This is a genomic window from Pseudoalteromonas sp. B160, assembly GCF_037162485.1.
Taxonomy (GTDB): Bacteria; Pseudomonadota; Gammaproteobacteria; order Enterobacterales; family Alteromonadaceae; genus Pseudoalteromonas; species Pseudoalteromonas rhizosphaerae.
In genome coordinates, this window is the sequence record NZ_JARLUX010000001.1 from 3,700,838 (window position 1) to 3,719,053 (window position 18,216).

Below are 18,216 nucleotides of genomic sequence, written 5' to 3' on the forward strand. Positions count from 1 at the left end.
GTGAACACGTTCACATTACTCAAGGTTATAGCAAAGCACCTTGATTTTTATATTATAGAAAAACCTGCCGGGCTTAATTTCCATAGTGAAGAAGGCCCAGGTTTTGTAGTACTCGCTGAGCAACAACTCACAGAAAAGTTATATGCTGTGCACCGCCTTGATAAAGTGACATCGGGGCTAATAATCTTAGCACGCAGTAGTGAAGCGGCTGCAAAGCTGACAGTTTTATTTACTGCTCATCAAGTTAATAAGTTTTATTTGGCGATAAGTGATTGCAAACCGAAGAAAAAGCAAGGTTGGATCAAAGGGGATATGGCTAAATCACGCCGTAGTACCTATAAGCTACTAACAAGTAAAGAAAACCCAGCTATAACTCGCTTTTATTCTATTAATTTTAAAGCCAATAGAAGGGCATTTATCTTAAAGCCTTACTCGGGTAAAACGCACCAATTACGGGTCGCGCTAAAAAGCCTTTCTGCGCCGATTTTAGGTGATGTAATATACGGTGGTACTGCTGCTGAGCGCACCTATTTACATGCTTTTGCACTAAGTTTTGTGTGGCAAGGTAAACTACAGCAATTTAGTTTGTTACCGCATTACGATGATGAGTTTACAACATTAATTGAACATGAAAATTTTCAGCCTTGGCAGACACCATGGCAACTGGATTGGTAAATGAGTGAAAAAGTAACCGATATCCGTTTTGGTGGTATCAAAAGATTATATGGCAACACTGAATTTGAATGGCTACAACAAGCCCACTTTTGTGTTATTGGTATTGGTGGCGTGGGCTCGTGGGCGGCAGAGGCTCTAGCACGTACTGGAGTTGGTAAAATAACCTTAATTGATCTTGATGATATTTGTGCAACCAACGTGAATCGGCAAATACATGCATTAACAGGCACGGTGGGTGAAGCAAAGGTTGTCGCAATGAAGGCCCGCTGTGAATTGATCAATCCACTGTGTGAGGTCAGTGTTGTCGATGATTTTATTACTTTAGATAATATTCGTGAGCATATAAGTGGTTTTGACTATGTCATAGATTGCATTGATGCAGTAAAAGAAAAAGCGGCATTAATAGCGCATTGTAAACGTAACAAAATACCGGTGATCACCACCGGTGGTGCTGGCGGTCAAACTGATCCGAGTCAAATCACTTTTGGTGATGTAGCAAAGACCACCCATGATCCATTACTGGCAAAAGTCCGATATATTTTGCGCAAGCAGTACAACTTTAGTAGCAATCCAAAGCGAAAATTCAACATCGATTGTGTTTATTCAACTGAGCAATTGGTATATCCAAGTACTGATGGCAGCGTTTGTCATGCTAAACAGGGGGCTGATGGCTCCATGAATATGGATTGTAACAACGGTTTTGGTTCAGCGACTATGGTAACCGGAAGTTTTGGTTTTTTTGTCGCAGCAAAATCAATACGTAAATATTTAGATCGCTGCGCACGTACCGTGAAAAATTAGTTTTTCTGTTCTGCCATGGTTTGAATACGCTCAACCATGGCTTTAATACCGTTGCCTCTGGAAGGACTAAGGTGCTGGATAAGCCCTAAATGATTAAACTGTGCAAATGCGTCAGTGTTAATAGCTTGTTCAGGGGTTAAACCATTATAAAGCGACAGAATAATCGCTAATAACCCTTTTACTATACGGGTATCTGAGTCACCAATAATAACCAAGCAATTTTCTTCAAGATCAAAATCCAAATACAGCCAAACTTTACTCTCACAGCCAGGTACAAGGGCATCGCTGGTTTTTAAAACAGCCGGCATAGCTGGTAATTGTTTACCTAGTAGCATTATTTCACGGTATTTTTGTTGCCATGATGGCGAGCTCTCAAGCGATGAAGCAATTTCTTTAAACGTTTTAATCATGTCTTATCCATAATTAGTCTAATAACTCTAAGCAATTTTGCAAAGCAGCGATAAATAAATCAACATCGCTATGGTTATTATAAAATGCAAAGCTGGCTCGAACACTGCCATTAATACCTAAATGTTGCATTAATGGCTGCGCACAATGATGACCGCTGCGAACTGCTATACCATAACCATCTAAAAGTGTTGCTATATCGAAAGGGTGTTCGTCTTTATAATTGAAACAAAGGGTACCAATATTGTTCTCAATGTTGCTATAAACGGTAATTCCTGCGATGGCTTGCAGTTTTTCTGCCGCATAATTAAAAATTACTTGTTCATGAGTATATACATTAGTCTTATTTAAACTGGTTAGATAATCGATTGCAGCTGCAAAAGCGATCACTGCAGCAATGTTTGGTGTACCTGCTTCAAACTTTGCTGGTGCCTGACGAAATATTGTTTTTGCTAATGTAACAGTTTCAATCATTTCGCCACCAGTTTGATACACAGCTAAACTATTTAATCGATCATAACGACCATATAATCCTCCTAATCCGGTCGGCCCGAGCATTTTATGAGCCGAAAAAACATAAAAATCACAACCAAGTTGAGGTAAATTTGGCTGTAAATGCAGCGCAGCTTGCGCACCATCCACTAAGGTAATTGCGTCATGGCGTTTTGCGGCATGTAATATTGGGTCAAGATCTGTGATATTACCAAGTGCATTAGACGCGTGAGTGATAGCAAGTACAGATGGCTTATGCTGACTGATGAATTCAACACATGCTTGAACATCAAAGCTGCCATTTTTTTGTAACGGAAGTGCCAGCAGCTTTGCTCCCGTGCGCTTTGCTAACTGTTGCCATGGCACAATATTAGCGTGATGCTCTAAGGCTGAAATGATGATGGTTGAATCATTATCAAGCTGCTCAGTTAAACCATTCGCAACTAAGTTTATTGCCTCAGTAGCTCCTTTGGTCCAAACTAACTCATTTGCGTCGATATTAAAATAATTGGCAACGGTCTGTCTTGCTTGTTCATAGGCGTGGGTTGCTTGTTCGCTTAAGGTATGGCGGCCACGATGAACGTTAGCATTATTACGTGCGTAAAAATGCTCAGTCGCGCTGATAACTGACAGTGGTTTTTGGGTGGTTGCAGCCGAATCAAGATAGACCAGCGGTTGCCCGTTGATGAGTTGTTTTAGGGCAGGAAAGTCTGCGCGAATTTTTTCTATATTAAACATAACTTTTCAACATCAAGCACACCAAAGCCGAATTAAAAACTGAACCGGAATTGTAATGGCTTTGTGATATTTCTCAAGGACTAGATACAAAAAAGGCCGCAAATGCGGCCCTATTTAGCATCAACTATAAAATTAACGCTTGTCTGTTGCTACGTAATCACGGTGTGTGTGACCAGTATATAGCTGACGTGGACGGCTGATCTTATGACCAGGTTGAGATAACATCTCGTCCCAGTGTGTGATCCAACCAACAGTACGTGCCATTGCGAAAATCACAGTGAACATGCTTGTTGGGATACCAATTGCTTTTAAGATAATACCTGAGTAGAAGTCTACGTTAGGGTAAAGTTTCTTCTCAACAAAGTATGGGTCTTCTAATGCAATTTGCTCAAGTTTCATTGCAATATCTAGCAACGGATCTTGAATATTAAGCTCAGCAAGTACTTCGTGACAGGTTTGACGCATTACAGTTGCACGCGGATCGAAGTTTTTGTAAACACGGTGTCCAAAGCCCATAAGACGGAATGGGTCCGACTTATCTTTTGCTTTAGCAACGTATTCGTCGATGCGATCAACAGAGCCAATTTCTTCTAACATGTTTAAACATGCTTCGTTAGCACCGCCATGTGCAGGGCCCCAAAGTGATGCGATACCTGCGGCAATACATGCATATGGGTTAGCACCAGAAGAACCAGCTAAGCGTACTGTAGACGTTGATGCATTTTGCTCGTGATCAGCGTGAAGCATAAAGATTTTATCCATTGCTTTAGCAGTCACTGGATTAACTTTATATTCTTCAGCTGGTACAGAGAACATCATATGTAAGAAGTTTTCTGCATAGCTTAAATCATTGCGTGGGTAAACGAATGGTTGACCTACGTTGTATTTATAAGCCATCGCTGCGATAGTTGGAAGCTTAGCAATTAATTTTACAGCACTTGTTTTACGTTGTGTTGCATCAGTAATATCAAGATCTTCATGATAAAAAGATGATAATGCACCAACTACACCACATAGCATAGCCATTGGATGGGCATCAAAACGGAAGCCTTGGAAGAAGTTTGCAATTTTCTCATCAAGCATCGTGCTATGTGTGATTTGTGATGCAAAATCAGTATATTGCTCTTTAGTTGGTAATTCACCGTTTAACAGTAAATAACACAACTCAACATAATCTGAGTCTTCGGCTAGTTGTTCAATTGGGTAACCACGGTGAAGTAATATCCCTTTGCCACCGTCGATATATGTAATTGAAGATTCGCAAGAACCAGTCGACATGAAACCTGGATCATATGTGAAATGACCGTGAGCACCTAACGTACGTACATCGATTACATCCTGACCAGCAGTACCTTGGTAAATTGGAAGTTCGATTGGATCTAGACCATCAATATGGACTGTGGCTTTCTTATCCGCCATCTATTTATCTCCTATTAAGATAACAACTCTGATTGTTATGTTCTGAATCTGTTTAAGCACATCCTTTTCATTTTAACGTGAAAGAGGGGGTTAAAGTCAATTTTTATAAACATTATGCACAAATGTATAATAAATATTCTGACGGGATTAAATATTATACCATTGGCTAATTCGCAAATAGCTCTAACTAAACAAGAATTGTAAAAAGACCTTTGGCTATATATACTATCGAAGGTTTTATACCGTATTGTCTGTAGGTAAACGTTATTTTTACAGCTAATCTTTGCAAAAATGTGAATTTTAGTCGTAACAAAAAGCTTTACTTAGATAGTTCCATCAGAAAAATCGTTTTCTGGTGGGTTAAGAAAAACAAGTAGATGAGCTCCTAGTGGGCAAGATGGGCAAGTAACTGTGAAAAAGCAAAGACCTGTAAATCTAGATCTAACAACTATATCAATGCCGGCAACGGCTAAAGCATCAATTTTTCACCGCGTCACCGGTGTTGCGTTATTTTTTGCTTTAACGTTTGTCATTTGGGCTTGGTCTGAGTCTCTTTCTTCTGCTGAAGGTTTTGAATTCGTCAAGGGTCTGTTTAGCGGATTCATTGCCAAATTTATAGCTTGGGGCACCATTTCCGTATTGGCATACCACCTTATCGGCGGTATTCGTCATATCATTATGGATATGGGACATTGGGAAGAACTTGAATCAGGTAACCTCAGCGCTAAAATTGCTATGGCACTTGGCGTTGTGGCTTCTGTTCTAGCAGGGGTGTGGATATGGTTTTAAATCAAGCAACTCTAAAGCGTGATGGTGTACAAGATTATGTCTCATTACGTACCACGGCACTAGTAATTACCGCGTATGCGATTTTTATTATCGGCTACTTCTTATGTACACCAGAAGTTACTTTTGAAGCATGGCAAGGCCTGTTTTCAAACCTCGCAATGAAAGGGTTTACGTTAATTACCCTCGTTTGCATTATGGTTCATACCCGTATTGGCCTTTGGCAAGTACTGACTGATTACGTGAAAAATGCAACATTACGCGCTGTTTTAGGGTTTGTATTAAACCTTATGGCCGTTGCATACGTAGCTATTGGTCTAATCGTTTTATGGGGTGTTTAAGTGAAATATTCTGTTCGTGAATTTGATGCCGTTGTGATTGGCGCAGGTGGTGCGGGTATGCGCGCAGCACTTGCAATCACTGAATCAGGTAAAACCTGTGCGCTTATCTCTAAAGTATTCCCAACCCGTTCTCACACTGTGTCTGCACAAGGTGGTATTACGGTTGCTTTGGGTAACTCACATGAAGATAACTGGGAATGGCACATGTACGATACTGTTAAAGGTTCCGATTTCATCGGTGACCAAGACGCTATCGAATATATGTGTAAAACAGGCCCAGAAGCAATTACTGAATTAGAAAACATGGGTCTACCATTTTCTCGTTTTGAAAATGGCCGTGTTTACCAACGTCCTTTCGGTGGTCAATCGAAGAATTTTGGTGGTGAGCAAGCTGCACGGACTGCGGCTGCAGCTGACCGTACTGGTCATGCGTTATTACACCTTCTTTACCAGCAAAACGTTAAAAACAAAACCAATGTATTTTCTGAATGGTATGCATTAGATTTAGTTAAAAACGATGATGGTAATGTTGTTGGTTGTACTGCAATCGATATCGAAACCGGCGAAGTTGTTTACTTTAAATCTAAAGCTGTTGTACTAGCAACGGGTGGCGCAGGTCGTATCTTCGCATCAACGACTAATGCACACATCAATACTGGTGACGGTGTTGGTATGGCAACTCGTGCCGGCATTTCTATGCAAGACATGGAAATGTGGCAATTTCACCCAACCGGTATTGCTGGTGCGGGTACGCTAGTAACAGAAGGTTGTCGTGGTGAAGGTGGTTATCTTTTAAATAAAGATGGCGAGCGTTTCATGGAACGTTATGCACCGAATGCAAAAGATTTAGCGTCACGCGATGTTGTTGCTCGTTCAATGATGACAGAAATCCGTGAAGGTCGTGGTTGTGATGGTCCTTGGGGTCCACACATTAAGCTTAAGCTTGATCACTTAGGTGAAGAAACGCTTAATCTACGTCTTCCTGGTGTATGTGATCTTGCTAAAACATTTGCTCACGTTGACCCTGCTAAAGAGCCAATTCCAGTAATTCCTACTTGCCATTATATGATGGGTGGCGTACCAACCAATGTAAATGGGCAAGTACTACAAATCGATGCCCAAGGCAATGAGAAAGTAGTTGAAGGCTTATTTGCAGTTGGTGAGATTGCCTGTGTATCTGTACACGGTGCAAACCGCTTAGGTGGTAACTCATTGCTTGATTTAGTGGTATTTGGTCGTGCAGCTGGTAACTTCTTAGGTACATACCTAAATGATGTTGAAGTATCTAAAGATGCCTCTGAGTCAGATTTAGAAGCGTCACTTGCTCGCTTTAATCGTTGGGAAAACTCAACAATTGGTCAAGGCGAAGATCCAGTCCAAATCAAGAAAGATCTACAGCAATGTATGCAACTTAACTTCTCGGTATTCCGTGAAGGTGAGTCAATGGCAGCAGGTCTTAAAGAACTTAAAGAAATTCGTGAACGTCTGCAGCATGCGCGTCTTGATGATAAATCATTAGACTTCAACACTGCACGTATCGAATGTCTAGAGCTAGATAACATGATGGAAACAGCGTACTCAACTGCAGTCGCTGCAAACTTCCGTACAGAAAGCCGTGGTGCACACTCTCGCTTTGACTTCCCAGATCGTGATGACGAAAACTGGCTATGTCACTCTGTTTTCAATCCGGTAACGGATGAAATGAGCAAACGTGATGTTAACTATGCGCCTAAACTGCGCGAAGCATTTCCACCTAAAGCACGTACCTACTAGGAGCGAGACGATGGCACAAGTACAATTTTCTGTTTATCGTTATAATCCAGATGTTGATAACGCCCCACGTATGCAAGAATATACTTTGCAAACGGAAGAAGGCCACGACATGATGGTTTTGGATGCACTTTTATTATTAAAAGAGCAAGATCCAACGTTATCATTCCGTCGCTCATGCCGTGAAGGTGTATGTGGTTCTGACGGTGTTAACATGAATGGTAAAAATGGTTTAGCATGTATTACTCCTTTATCTACGCTACAAAAAAATGGCAAAGGTAAAATTGTAATACGTCCATTACCAGGTTTACCTGTGGTACGTGACCTTGTTATTGACATGAGTCAGTTCTACACTCAATACGAAAAAGTTAAACCATACTTAATTAATGACACGCCAGCGGCGGGTGAACGTCTTCAATCAATCGAAGAACGTGATAAGTTAGATGGCTTGTATGAGTGTATTCTATGTGCATGTTGTTCAACATCGTGTCCTTCGTTTTGGTGGAATCCAGACAAGTTCATAGGTCCAGCTGGTCTTCTTCATGCTTACCGTTTCTTGGCTGATAGCCGCGATACGGCAACTGAAGAGCGTTTAGCTGATTTAGACGATGCATTCAGCGTGTTCCGTTGTCACAGTATCATGAACTGTGTTAGCGTTTGTCCTAAGGGTCTTAATCCAACTAAGGCAATCGGACAAATCAAATCAATGTTAATAAGCCGTTCGGTTTAATAATCTTGATAAATGTAAGATGGCTAATGTGAATTGGCCATCTTGTTATTACAATTAATTTCTGCGCTAAAGAAAAGGGCTTATAAATGCACGAAGGTGTGATGAAGGCATGGCTAGAATCTTCACATTTAAACGGCGGCAACGTTGCTTATATAGAAGAGCTTTATGAAGCGTATTTAGACAATGCGACTTCTGTGCCAGAAGAATGGCGAGAAGTGTTCGAACAATTACCAAAAGTTGATGGTGTGGATGTTGAAGTTAAGCATTCAGAAGTTCGTGCACAGTTTGCGGCGCTTGCGAAAAACAAGCATAGAGAAGTAGTGGTAGCAGAAGGTGGAAGCAGTGACCCTAAACAAGTCAAAGTTCTCCAGCTTATAAATGCTTTCCGTTTCCGTGGTCATCAAAATGCCAACCTAGATCCATTGGGCATTTGGCAACGTGAACGTGTTCGAGACTTAGAGCTTGAATATCATGAATTATCTAAAGCTGATTTTGACCGTGAATTTAACGTGGGATCGTTTGCCGTAGGCCGCGATACCATGCCTTTAGGTGAGTTATATCAAGCTCTAATGACCACATACTGTGGTTCTGTTGGCGCTGAGTATATGCACATCACATCAACTGAAGAAAAGCGTTGGTTACAGCAACGTTTAGAGTCAGTGCAATCACGTCCAACATTCAGTAAAGATGAAAAGTTGCGTATCCTTAAAGGATTAACCGCAGCGGATGGTCTTGAAAAATATTTAGGGGCTAAGTTCCCTGGTGCTAAACGTTTCTCACTTGAAGGTGGTGATGCATTAGTACCAATGCTTAAAGAGCTTATTCACCGTGCTGGCGAAAGTGGCCAACAAGAAGCGGTTATTGGTATGGCTCACCGTGGTCGCTTAAATGTTCTTGTCAATGTGCTTGGTAAAAACCCATCAGAACTATTTGATGAGTTTGCTGGCAAGCATAAAGAAACATTAAGCTCAGGTGATGTTAAATACCACATGGGTTACTCTTCGGATTTTGCTACTAAAGGTGGCAAAGTTCATATGGCTCTTGCCTTTAACCCATCGCATCTTGAAATCGTAAACCCAGTAGTTATGGGCTCGGTTCGTGCACGTTTAGACCGTTTGGGTGACAGTTCAGGTATTAAAGCACTACCTATCACCATTCATGGTGACTCGGCAGTGGCAGGCCAAGGTGTTGTTCAAGAAACCTTTAACTTATCGCAAACAAATGCGTTTAGTTGTGGTGGTAGTATTCGCATTGTAGTGAACAACCAAGTTGGTTTTACTACAAGCAAACAATACGATGTACGTTCAACAGATTACTGTACAGACATCGCAAAAATGGTGCAATCGCCTATTTTCCACGTTAATTCAGATGACCCTGAAGCGGTTGCATTTGTTACGCAAATCGCACTTGATTTCAGAAATCAATTTAAACGTGATGTGGTTATTGATTTAGTTTGTTATCGTCGTCACGGCCATAATGAAGCGGATGAGCCGAATGCGACTCAACCGATCATGTACCAAAAAATCAAAAAACACCCAGTGCCACGTTTGATCTACGCAGATCAGTTAATGGCTGAAGGCTCGTTTACCGAAGATGAAATTAAAGCACTGGCTGATGACTACCGTAATGGTTTAGACGAAGGCAATTGTGTTGTTGAAGAAATTCAACCAGAAACATCACACTCATCTGATTGGGCTAAGTATGTTGGCCATGAATGGAGTGTTGATTACGATGCCAGCGTTCCAGTTGAAAAATTAAAAGAACTAGGTAACAAAATAGCAAGTTACCCTGAGCAATATAAAGCTCAGTCTCGCGTTAAAAAGATTTACGATGATCGCAAATTAATGGCTAACGGTGAGAAACCACTTGATTGGGGTATGGCAGAAACACTTGCTTATGCAACGATCGCAACTGAAGGTACTGATATTCGTTTAACAGGCCAAGATTCAGGTCGTGGTACTTTCTTCCACCGCCATGCAGTTGTACATAGTCAAACTGATGGGGCCACTTACACGCCTTTACAGCACTTAAGTGAAGATCAAGGTACTTTCCAAGTATTTGACTCAGTGCTTTCAGAAGAAGCGGTTGTGGCGTTTGAATATGGTTATGCGACAGCAGAGCCAACATCACTAGTACTGTGGGAAGCACAGTTTGGTGATTTTGCTAACGGCGCACAAGTTGTATTTGACCAATTCTTAAGTTCAGGTGAGCAAAAATGGGGCCGCTTATGTGGACTGACCATTTTATTGCCACATGGTTATGAAGGGCAAGGTCCTGAACACAGTTCAGCACGTTTAGAGCGTTTCTTACAGCTATGTGCTGATCACAACATGCAAGTATGTGTGCCTTCAACACCGGCACAAGTATATGCAATGTTACGTCGTCAATCAGTAAGACCACTGCGTCGCCCACTGATTGTTATGACACCTAAATCATTGTTACGTCATCCACTTGCAACGTCGTCGCTTGAAGAGCTTGCAGAAGGTGTATTCCATAATATGATCGATGAAATCGATGATATTGATGCTAACAAAGTAGAACGCGTAGTATTTTGTAGTGGTAAGGTTTACTACGAGCTATTACAAGAGCGTCGTAAGCTTGAGCAAGAGAATGTTGCTATTGTGCGTGTTGAACAGTTATACCCATTCCCACATGATGAAATGGAAGCCATTATGGCGCGTTATCAACATGTGAAAGACTTTGTTTGGTGTCAAGAAGAGCCGCAAAACCAAGGTGCTTGGTATTGTTCACAACACCACTTTGTAGATGCAATCCCACAAGGTGCGAAGCTTAAATATGCAGGTCGTAAAGCCTCTGCTTCTCCAGCGTGTGGTTATATGTCAGTGCATACTAAAGAACAACAAGCGCTTGTCGCAGACGCGCTTACTATTGAAAATAAAGGATAAGCAATGAGCACAGAAATTAAAGTTCCTGTTCTTCCTGAGTCGGTTGCTGATGCTTCCGTTGCTACATGGCATGTAAGTGTTGGCGACAAAGTAAGCCGTGATCAGAACTTAGTAGATATCGAAACAGACAAAGTTGTTTTAGAAGTTGTTGCACCACATGATGGTGTGATCACTGAAATTTCACAAGAAGAAGGTGCAACCGTACTTGGCGACCAAGTGATCGGTATCATTGGTGAGGCTGATGCAGCTACGCCAACTGAAGACGCAAAGAGCGAAGCTGCACCAGCTTCAGACAAACAAGAAAACGCGCCAGCGGCGCAATCAGCACCAGCATCAGAAGGTAAAGAAGTGGACATTAAAGTACCTGTATTTCCAGAATCAGTCGCAGACGCGACAGTAGCTACTTGGCATGTGCAACCAGGTGACGCAGTAACACGCGATCAAAACCTAGTTGATATCGAAACTGATAAAGTTGTTCTTGAAGTTGTTGCTCAAGAAGATGGCGTAATGGGTGAAATTATTCACGCAGAAGGCGATACAGTACTGGGTGACCAAGTTATCGGTAAAGTTAAAGCCGGTGGCGCACCAGCTGCAGCCCCTGCAGCAAAAGAACAAGCTCCAGCTGCTGATTCTAGCGATAGTTCAGACGTGTTAACACCGTCAGTGCGTCGTTTAATCGCAGAAAAAGGCCTAGATGCTTCTAAAATTAAAGGCTCTGGTAAAAATGGTCGTGTGACAAAAGAAGATGTTGATCAATTCTTGAAGTCACCAGCTCCTGCGGCGAAAGCTGAAGCAGCGCCAGCGGCACCAATGGGTGACCGTACACAAAAACGCGTTCCTATGACACGTTTACGTAAAACCATTGCTAATCGTCTTCTTGAAGCGAAAAACTCTACTGCAATGTTAACGACATTTAACGAAGTTAACATGAAACCAATCATGGATCTTCGTAAGCAGTATCAAGAAGTGTTCGAGAAACGTCACGGTATCCGTTTAGGTTTCATGTCTTTTTACGTAAAAGCAGTTACTGAAGCACTAAAACGTTTCCCTGACGTAAATGCATCAATTGATGGCGATGATATCGTATACCACAACTATTTTGATATCAGCATTGCAGTTTCTACGCCACGTGGCCTAGTGACTCCAGTACTAAAAGATTGCGATAAGCTATCTGTTGCTGAAATCGAAAAAGGTATTCGTGAATTAGCACTTAAAGGTCGTGATGGTAAGTTAACACTTGACGACATGACTGGTGGTAACTTCACTATCACTAACGGTGGTGTGTTCGGTTCGTTACTATCAACACCTATTATCAACTTACCGCAGTCTTCAATTTTGGGTATGCATAAAATCCAAGATCGTCCAATGGCTGTGAATGGTAAAGTTGAAATTCTTCCTATGATGTATTTGGCATTATCTTATGATCATCGCCAAATAGATGGTAAAGAATCTGTTGGCTTCTTAGTAACAATTAAAGAGTTACTTGAAGATCCAACTCGTTTATTACTGGATGTTTAATTCAGTAGTATAAAATATAAGCTGTGAGTCATATTCACAGCTTTTTTTGCGCCTTTGGTCGTACTGGGGTTTTCATGTTAAGCCTTGGGATCTATACTAGGTGCGCAATTTGGGATAGCTGTCTATTTATAAAAATAGTCAGCTCTTTTAGTATAAAAAATTGGATAAAGCATCATGAATTTGCATGAGTATCAGGCAAAACAACTTTTTGCCGAATATGGTTTACCAGTTTCTCAAGGTTTCGCTTGCGATACACCTGAAGAAGTTGCAGCAGCTGCTGAGAAAATCGGCGGTGATATGTGGGTTGTTAAAACTCAGGTTCACGCAGGTGGACGTGGTAAAGCTGGCGGTGTAAAGCTAGTTAAAACTATCGACGAAGTTAAAGCGTTTGCAGCTAACTGGTTAGGTAAAAACCTAGTTACTTACCAAACAGACGAGAATGGTCAGCCAGTTGCTAAAATTTTAGTAGAAAGCTGTACTGATATCGCCAACGAATTGTATTTAGGTGCAGTTGTTGACCGTGCATCTCGCAAAGTTGTTTTCATGGCGTCTACTGAAGGCGGTGTTGAAATTGAAACTGTTGCTGAAGAAACACCAGAGCTTATCCACAAAGCAGAGATCGACCCATTAGTAGGTCCTCAAGCTTACCAAGCACGTGAACTAGGTTTTAAATTGGGTCTTAACCCAGTACAAATGAAACAGTTCGTACAGATCTTCATGGGTCTTGGTAAAATGTTTACTGATTTCGATTTCGCACTACTTGAAATCAACCCGCTTGTTATCACTGATGAAGGTAACCTTCACTGTCTTGACGGCAAAATCGGTATCGATGGTAATGCACTTTACCGTCAACCTAAAATGCGTGATTTCCACGATCCATCACAAGAAGATGCACGTGAAGCACATGCAGCAAGTTTTGAACTTAACTACGTTGCATTAGACGGTAACGTTGGTTGTATGGTTAACGGTGCAGGCCTAGCAATGGGTACTATGGATATCGTAAACCTACACGGTGGTAAGCCTGCAAACTTCCTAGATGTTGGCGGCGGCGCGACTAAAGAACGTGTATCTGAAGCATTCAAAATCATTCTTTCAGATGACAACGTTAAAGCTGTTTTAGTTAACATCTTTGGTGGTATCGTTCGTTGTGACATGATCGCTGAAGGCATCATTGGCGCAGTTAAAGAAGTTGGCGTAAACGTACCTGTAGTTGTACGTTTAGAAGGTACTAACGCTGAGCTAGGTCGTGAAGTTCTTAAGAATTCTGGTCTAGATATCATTGCTGCTGAATCACTAACAGACGCGGCTGAAAAAGTTGTTGCTGCTGCGGAGGGCAAATAATGTCTGTATTAATCAATAAAGATACAAAAGTTATCTGCCAAGGTTTCACCGGTGGCCAAGGTACTTTCCACTCAGAGCAAGCGCTTGAGTACGGTACACAAATGGTTGGTGGTGTAAGCCCAGGTAAAGGCGGTCAAACGCACCTTGGTCTTCCAGTATTTAACACTGTACGTGATGCTGTAGAAGCAACAGGTGCAACTGCATCAGTTATCTATGTACCAGCACCTTTTTGTAAAGATGCTATCTTAGAAGCAATCGATGCGGGCATCGAGCTAATCGTTTGTATCACTGAAGGTATCCCTACACTTGATATGGTTGACGTTAAAGTTAAACTAGATCAAACAGGTACTCGTATGATCGGTCCTAACTGTCCAGGTGTTATCACTCCTGGTGAGACTAAGATTGGTATCATGCCTGGTCACATCCACAAACCTGGTAAAGTAGGTATTGTTTCTCGCTCTGGTACTTTAACGTACGAAGCTGTTAAACAAACTACAGATGCAGGTTTCGGTCAGTCTACCTGTGTTGGTATTGGTGGCGACCCAATTCCTGGTACTAACTTTATCGACGTTTTAGAAATGTTCGAAAAAGATCCACAAACTGAAGCGATCGTAATGATCGGTGAAATCGGTGGTACTGCAGAAGAAGAAGCTGCAGAGTACATCAAAGCTAACGTTACTAAGCCTGTTGTTTCTTACATTGCTGGTGTTACTGCACCAGAAGGTAAGCGTATGGGTCATGCTGGCGCAATCATCGCTGGCGGTAAAGGTACTGCTGATGAGAAATTTGCTGCATTAGAAGCTGCGGGCGTAAAAACTGTACGTTCACTTGCTGATATCGGTAAAGCACTTAAAGAAAAAACTGGCTGGTAATAACCTGTTATGTTTTGAAAAAAGGCTCACTTAGTGAGCCTTTTTTTTGCCATTATTTATAAAGTATTATGTCTAGATAATGATAAATTTCCGAATCTCTAGCTGTTTATTTAATAATAAAAATCAATAGCTTGTTTCAATAAACTCTACTGGTAATAATCAAAACTGCCGTTATAATGTGCGATTGCTTTTTATCATTGGAAGATCTAGCAGTAATGCGAATAATTTATTTTACAGTCTACCTTGTATGCTTTTGTTGCTCTTTCAATTTATTTTCATCTACTTCATTTCGTACCGCATTTTTAGTAACCGAACAACGCGCATTAGCTGAACCAAATCAGTTGATCGAAGAATTAGTTATTACACAAGCAGCTCAGCGTATTTCTACCACTGAACACGCTTATAATAATACTTTGTTAGCGCGGCTGTATTTATTTAAAGGTGATATCGCACGTTCACAAAGTTACTTTGAACTTGCCCAACAACAACTGCCTAAAGACGATGATTGGATCCAAGGTTATTGGTTAATGTATTGGAGTGTTTTTTCTTTAGAAGAAGGGCTGTTACCTGAAAGTATTAAACAAATCCGCTTAGCACAAAATGCCTTTATTCAAGCAAACGATTTAGAGATGTTGGTACAAGCTGAGTCAATTGAAGGGGCTCTGTTGCTCTGGCAAGAGGAATACCCTAAAGCAATAGAAATTATCGAAAATGCCTACATTGAAGCCAAAACTGCGAATATGTCATCAACTACCATGCTTTATGTTTATGATAGTTTAGCTGCATATTATTCGACCATGTCACTATTTGAGAAAGGTGAGCAATATGCAGTTTTAGCACGCGATCTCGCCAGTAAAAACGGCAATGTTGTCAATGGTTTGCCTGTTATCTATATCTTATGCATGACATATGAGCGCGCCGAAAAACTTGATTCAGCGGCGGCTTGTTATGAAGAAATGATAATGTTATCAGCAATGGTAAAAGCACCGCGCTATCTTTTTTAGCGCCAGCTGGTAAAGCAAATGTTGCTCTGAAGCAAAAAAATATTCGCAAGCGTTGCAACTACTATACTTGGCTAAAAGTTATGTCAATAAAGTGATTGTAAATCCAGCGCATATAATTGCATTAAATAATGGATTTGCTAAAACTTTCTTAGCATTACAGCAACCAGAGCAAGCACTTGAATATATTCAAGCATCAGAGTTATTGTTGACTGATTACGATAGGCCGCTTAATAACCGTTACAGCCGGAATACACTCAGCTTAAAGGCGCAAAGCCTAGAACAATTAGGTCGTTTTGCAGAGGCTACTAATGCACTGAAGTTATTGATTAAGCTTACAGAGCAAGCAAAAGAAACAACGCAGCAGAAACTCGAGCAAGAAGCACGCTCACGATTTGAATCTACTCAACAAGATATCAAATTGCAGTTGGCTGAAGAGAAATTAAAATACCAACAAATTACTTTAGATAAGTTAGCTAAAGAAGGACAGTTACAAGCAGCCTATTCTGTTATTGGTATATTAGCGATATTAAGCATTACAATTTTCGCATTAAATCAACGCAAAGCATATTTACGAAGCCAACGCAGAGCAAATACAGATCCACTCACTGGAGCTCATAACCGTCGCTATATTCTCGATTTTATTGCAGCGCAACTTATCGGGAAGCAACAAAACTTTTCAGTTTCAATTTTAGATATTGATCATTTTAAACAAGTAAATGATCAATATGGTCATGATATCGGTGATCAAGCCCTAATTGCTTTTAGCGCGTTACTTACAGAGCAGTTAGCTGATACTGAGTATCAATTTGCTCGCTTTGGTGGTGAAGAGTTTATTGTGGTAATGCCAAACTTAACACTTGCACAAGGGCATGATTTTATCGGTAACTTATGCATTTGTTTAAAATCGTTAAGCTTGACCGATAAAAAAATCACTTTAACAAGCAGTGCTGGTGTAGCACAAATGCAGCCAGGACTCGCCCTTAATACGTTATTAAAAGTTGCTGACACAAACCTTTACCATGCTAAAAATACTGGCAGGGATAAGGTCTGTAGTTAACCTGAACTTAGCTTAAGGGGTTCATTATCGACAAGCTCGCTATTATAGATAATGATTGATATGTTGAAAAAATCGCACAGTGATATCTTGGCGCTCTATATTAATAGATAATGGTTCGATGAGTGTACGGATCACACTTTCAACTTGATTCATAAACCGACCGTGGCCAATTCCTTGTTCGTCTTTTTCACTGGCAACAATAACAAAATGCAGTGAATCTACTAGTTTTTCATCATGCCAATAATGACTGTATTGCGTTTTTTGATCGTCGGTTGAAAAACTTAGCTTTTGCAATTCATGATTGCCATCGTTGTTATCAGTCTTACTGTTTCTAATTATTGGCATCGTACCATTTGCTATCATCGCCGCTAAATGTAAATTTTTGGCGGCGCATTGCTTAATAAATGCGTCATAAAAGTGCTGGTAAAACTCTGTGAATGTTGGCTTATTAAGTAAATGATGAAACTGAGTTTTAATAGTACGTGTTATTGGGATCGCAAATGTCGTATAGGTCATCTCATTATGTTCTGCAGGAGTGTACAATGGCGGCTTTGGTAGCGAGGGTAGAGTCCTCTGAGTTTATAACCGTAGCTTTCTTTACATCCTTTCGCTTTGGCGAACAAGTCATAGGTTAAATGTTGATGATCACGCACTTTTATTGCTGCTTCATCGATCAATAATGTGCTTTGTAGGTATTCGAGTACTTTTTTAACCCGAGTATGGAATATGGCAGCATTCGCACGCAAGTCTTCACCAGTAGCAAGGAAGAGTAAGCGAATTTTTTTACTGGGTTTGCTGCTGTCGTAAATGCATTTATGCGCTTCATGGTAACGCGGGTTATAAAAGAATAAAATTTGTTTTTCTGTTTGTAAACAATACGACTCTTCATGAAACCTAACAACGGGGAGCTTATCGTTTGCTATCAAATGTACATTGTGTAGCTCGTATTCATCACATGAAGAGAATAGCTGTCGTGCTAAACGTTCATAACATTGCTGTATATTACTAAAACGTGCGTATAAATCGGCACTGGGTACGAACTCCGCTAAGATATATTGGTTTGCGCGTGCAGTAGTTGGGATATAAACGCGATGCTGTGAAAGTGAAGCCATTATTTTCTCCTTAAAAGAATTACTTTAATGACGTCACTGTAGCTTGGTTGAATGACTGTTTTATTGCGCTAGAACAATTTATCGTCATTAAGAGATTAAATAACAACCCAGGCGTGGTTCTTTAGCTAGTATTTTCCGCTAAGCACACAATATGTAATAAACCCGCATCTATTACTGTATGTTAAAGTTTGTTTTTATAATATACCCAAACCACCTCAATATGCAGAATTCAGCGTTTCACAGGGG

Annotated in this window: 15 protein-coding genes and 1 pseudogene; 12 read left to right on the top strand and 4 right to left on the bottom strand. The window is 40.8% G+C overall.

The genetic code is table 11. From position 1 onward, the window contains the following. Entirely contained in the window at positions 1-675 is a 675-nt protein-coding gene (locus P4S61_RS17235; RefSeq protein WP_261375513.1) for a TIGR01621 family pseudouridine synthase, read from the top strand. Next, on the top strand, positions 676-1,476 hold the full coding sequence (tcdA, locus tag P4S61_RS17240; RefSeq protein WP_182730946.1) for a tRNA cyclic N6-threonylcarbamoyladenosine(37) synthase TcdA: 801 nt from the start codon (positions 676-678) through the stop codon (positions 1,474-1,476). On the opposite strand, the gene P4S61_RS17245 is transcribed toward tcdA, so the two are convergent. The 3 genes from P4S61_RS17245 to P4S61_RS17255 form a co-directional block, all read right to left on the bottom strand. Then, a complete protein-coding gene (locus P4S61_RS17245; RefSeq protein WP_145233851.1) occupies positions 1,473-1,886 on the bottom strand; it encodes a SufE family protein in 414 nt (137 codons plus the stop codon). The genes tcdA and P4S61_RS17245 overlap by 4 nt on opposite strands. A gap of 13 nt (positions 1,887-1,899) precedes the next feature. After that, positions 1,900-3,114: an aminotransferase class V-fold PLP-dependent enzyme gene (locus tag P4S61_RS17250; protein ID WP_145233853.1), complete on the bottom strand. Its 1,215-nt coding sequence runs from the start codon at positions 3,112-3,114 to the stop codon at positions 1,900-1,902. A gap of 132 nt (positions 3,115-3,246) precedes the next feature. After that, positions 3,247-4,533 (bottom strand): citrate synthase, encoded by a 1,287-nt coding sequence (locus P4S61_RS17255; protein WP_145233855.1) that lies wholly within the window; start codon positions 4,531-4,533, stop codon positions 3,247-3,249. Positions 4,534-4,944: 411 nt separating this feature from the next. Between P4S61_RS17255 and sdhC the strand changes: the two genes are divergently transcribed. The 10 genes from sdhC to P4S61_RS17305 all read left to right on the top strand — a co-directional run bounded on the left by sdhC (position 4,945) and on the right by P4S61_RS17305 (position 16,858). Then, positions 4,945-5,322, top strand: coding sequence for a succinate dehydrogenase, cytochrome b556 subunit (gene sdhC, locus P4S61_RS17260; protein ID WP_145233857.1), 378 nt, complete (start codon positions 4,945-4,947; stop codon positions 5,320-5,322). Then, on the top strand, positions 5,313-5,660 hold the full coding sequence (gene sdhD, locus P4S61_RS17265; RefSeq protein WP_145233859.1) for a succinate dehydrogenase, hydrophobic membrane anchor protein: 348 nt from the start codon (positions 5,313-5,315) through the stop codon (positions 5,658-5,660). The genes sdhC and sdhD overlap by 10 nt, the downstream gene beginning before the upstream one ends. Further along, positions 5,661-7,433 carry a succinate dehydrogenase flavoprotein subunit gene (sdhA, locus tag P4S61_RS17270; RefSeq protein ID WP_182734755.1) on the top strand — a complete coding sequence of 591 codons (1,773 nt, stop codon included), beginning with the start codon at positions 5,661-5,663 and terminating at the stop codon, positions 7,431-7,433. Between the two features lie 10 nt (positions 7,434-7,443). Then, positions 7,444-8,160: a succinate dehydrogenase iron-sulfur subunit gene (locus tag P4S61_RS17275; RefSeq protein WP_016709644.1), complete on the top strand. Its 717-nt coding sequence runs from the start codon at positions 7,444-7,446 to the stop codon at positions 8,158-8,160. 86 nt (positions 8,161-8,246) lie between these two features. After that, on the top strand, positions 8,247-11,066 hold the full coding sequence (locus P4S61_RS17280; protein ID WP_337118734.1) for a 2-oxoglutarate dehydrogenase E1 component: 2,820 nt from the start codon (positions 8,247-8,249) through the stop codon (positions 11,064-11,066). 3 nt (positions 11,067-11,069) lie between these two features. Continuing rightward, positions 11,070-12,584, top strand: coding sequence for a 2-oxoglutarate dehydrogenase complex dihydrolipoyllysine-residue succinyltransferase (gene odhB / locus P4S61_RS17285; RefSeq protein ID WP_337118735.1), 1,515 nt, complete (start codon positions 11,070-11,072; stop codon positions 12,582-12,584). Positions 12,585-12,758: 174 nt separating this feature from the next. Then, entirely contained in the window at positions 12,759-13,925 is a 1,167-nt protein-coding gene (gene sucC / locus P4S61_RS17290; RefSeq protein ID WP_337118736.1) for an ADP-forming succinate--CoA ligase subunit beta, read from the top strand. Continuing rightward, complete coding sequence (gene sucD, locus P4S61_RS17295; RefSeq protein WP_145233870.1) at positions 13,925-14,797, top strand: succinate--CoA ligase subunit alpha; 873 nt, start codon at positions 13,925-13,927, stop codon at positions 14,795-14,797. Before sucC ends, sucD begins: the two co-directional genes overlap by 1 nt. A 215-nt stretch (positions 14,798-15,012) precedes the next feature. Continuing rightward, on the top strand, positions 15,013-15,801 hold the full coding sequence (locus P4S61_RS17300) for a hypothetical protein (protein ID WP_337118737.1): 789 nt from the start codon (positions 15,013-15,015) through the stop codon (positions 15,799-15,801). Between the two features lie 67 nt (positions 15,802-15,868). Next, positions 15,869-16,858, top strand: coding sequence for a GGDEF domain-containing protein (locus P4S61_RS17305; RefSeq protein WP_337118738.1), 990 nt, complete (start codon positions 15,869-15,871; stop codon positions 16,856-16,858). Positions 16,859-16,900: 42 nt separating this feature from the next. On the opposite strand, the pseudogene P4S61_RS17310 reads toward P4S61_RS17305, so the two are convergent. Then, a pseudogene (locus P4S61_RS17310) lies at positions 16,901-17,970 on the bottom strand (DUF3083 family protein). Between the last annotated feature and the right edge of the window lie 246 nt (positions 17,971-18,216).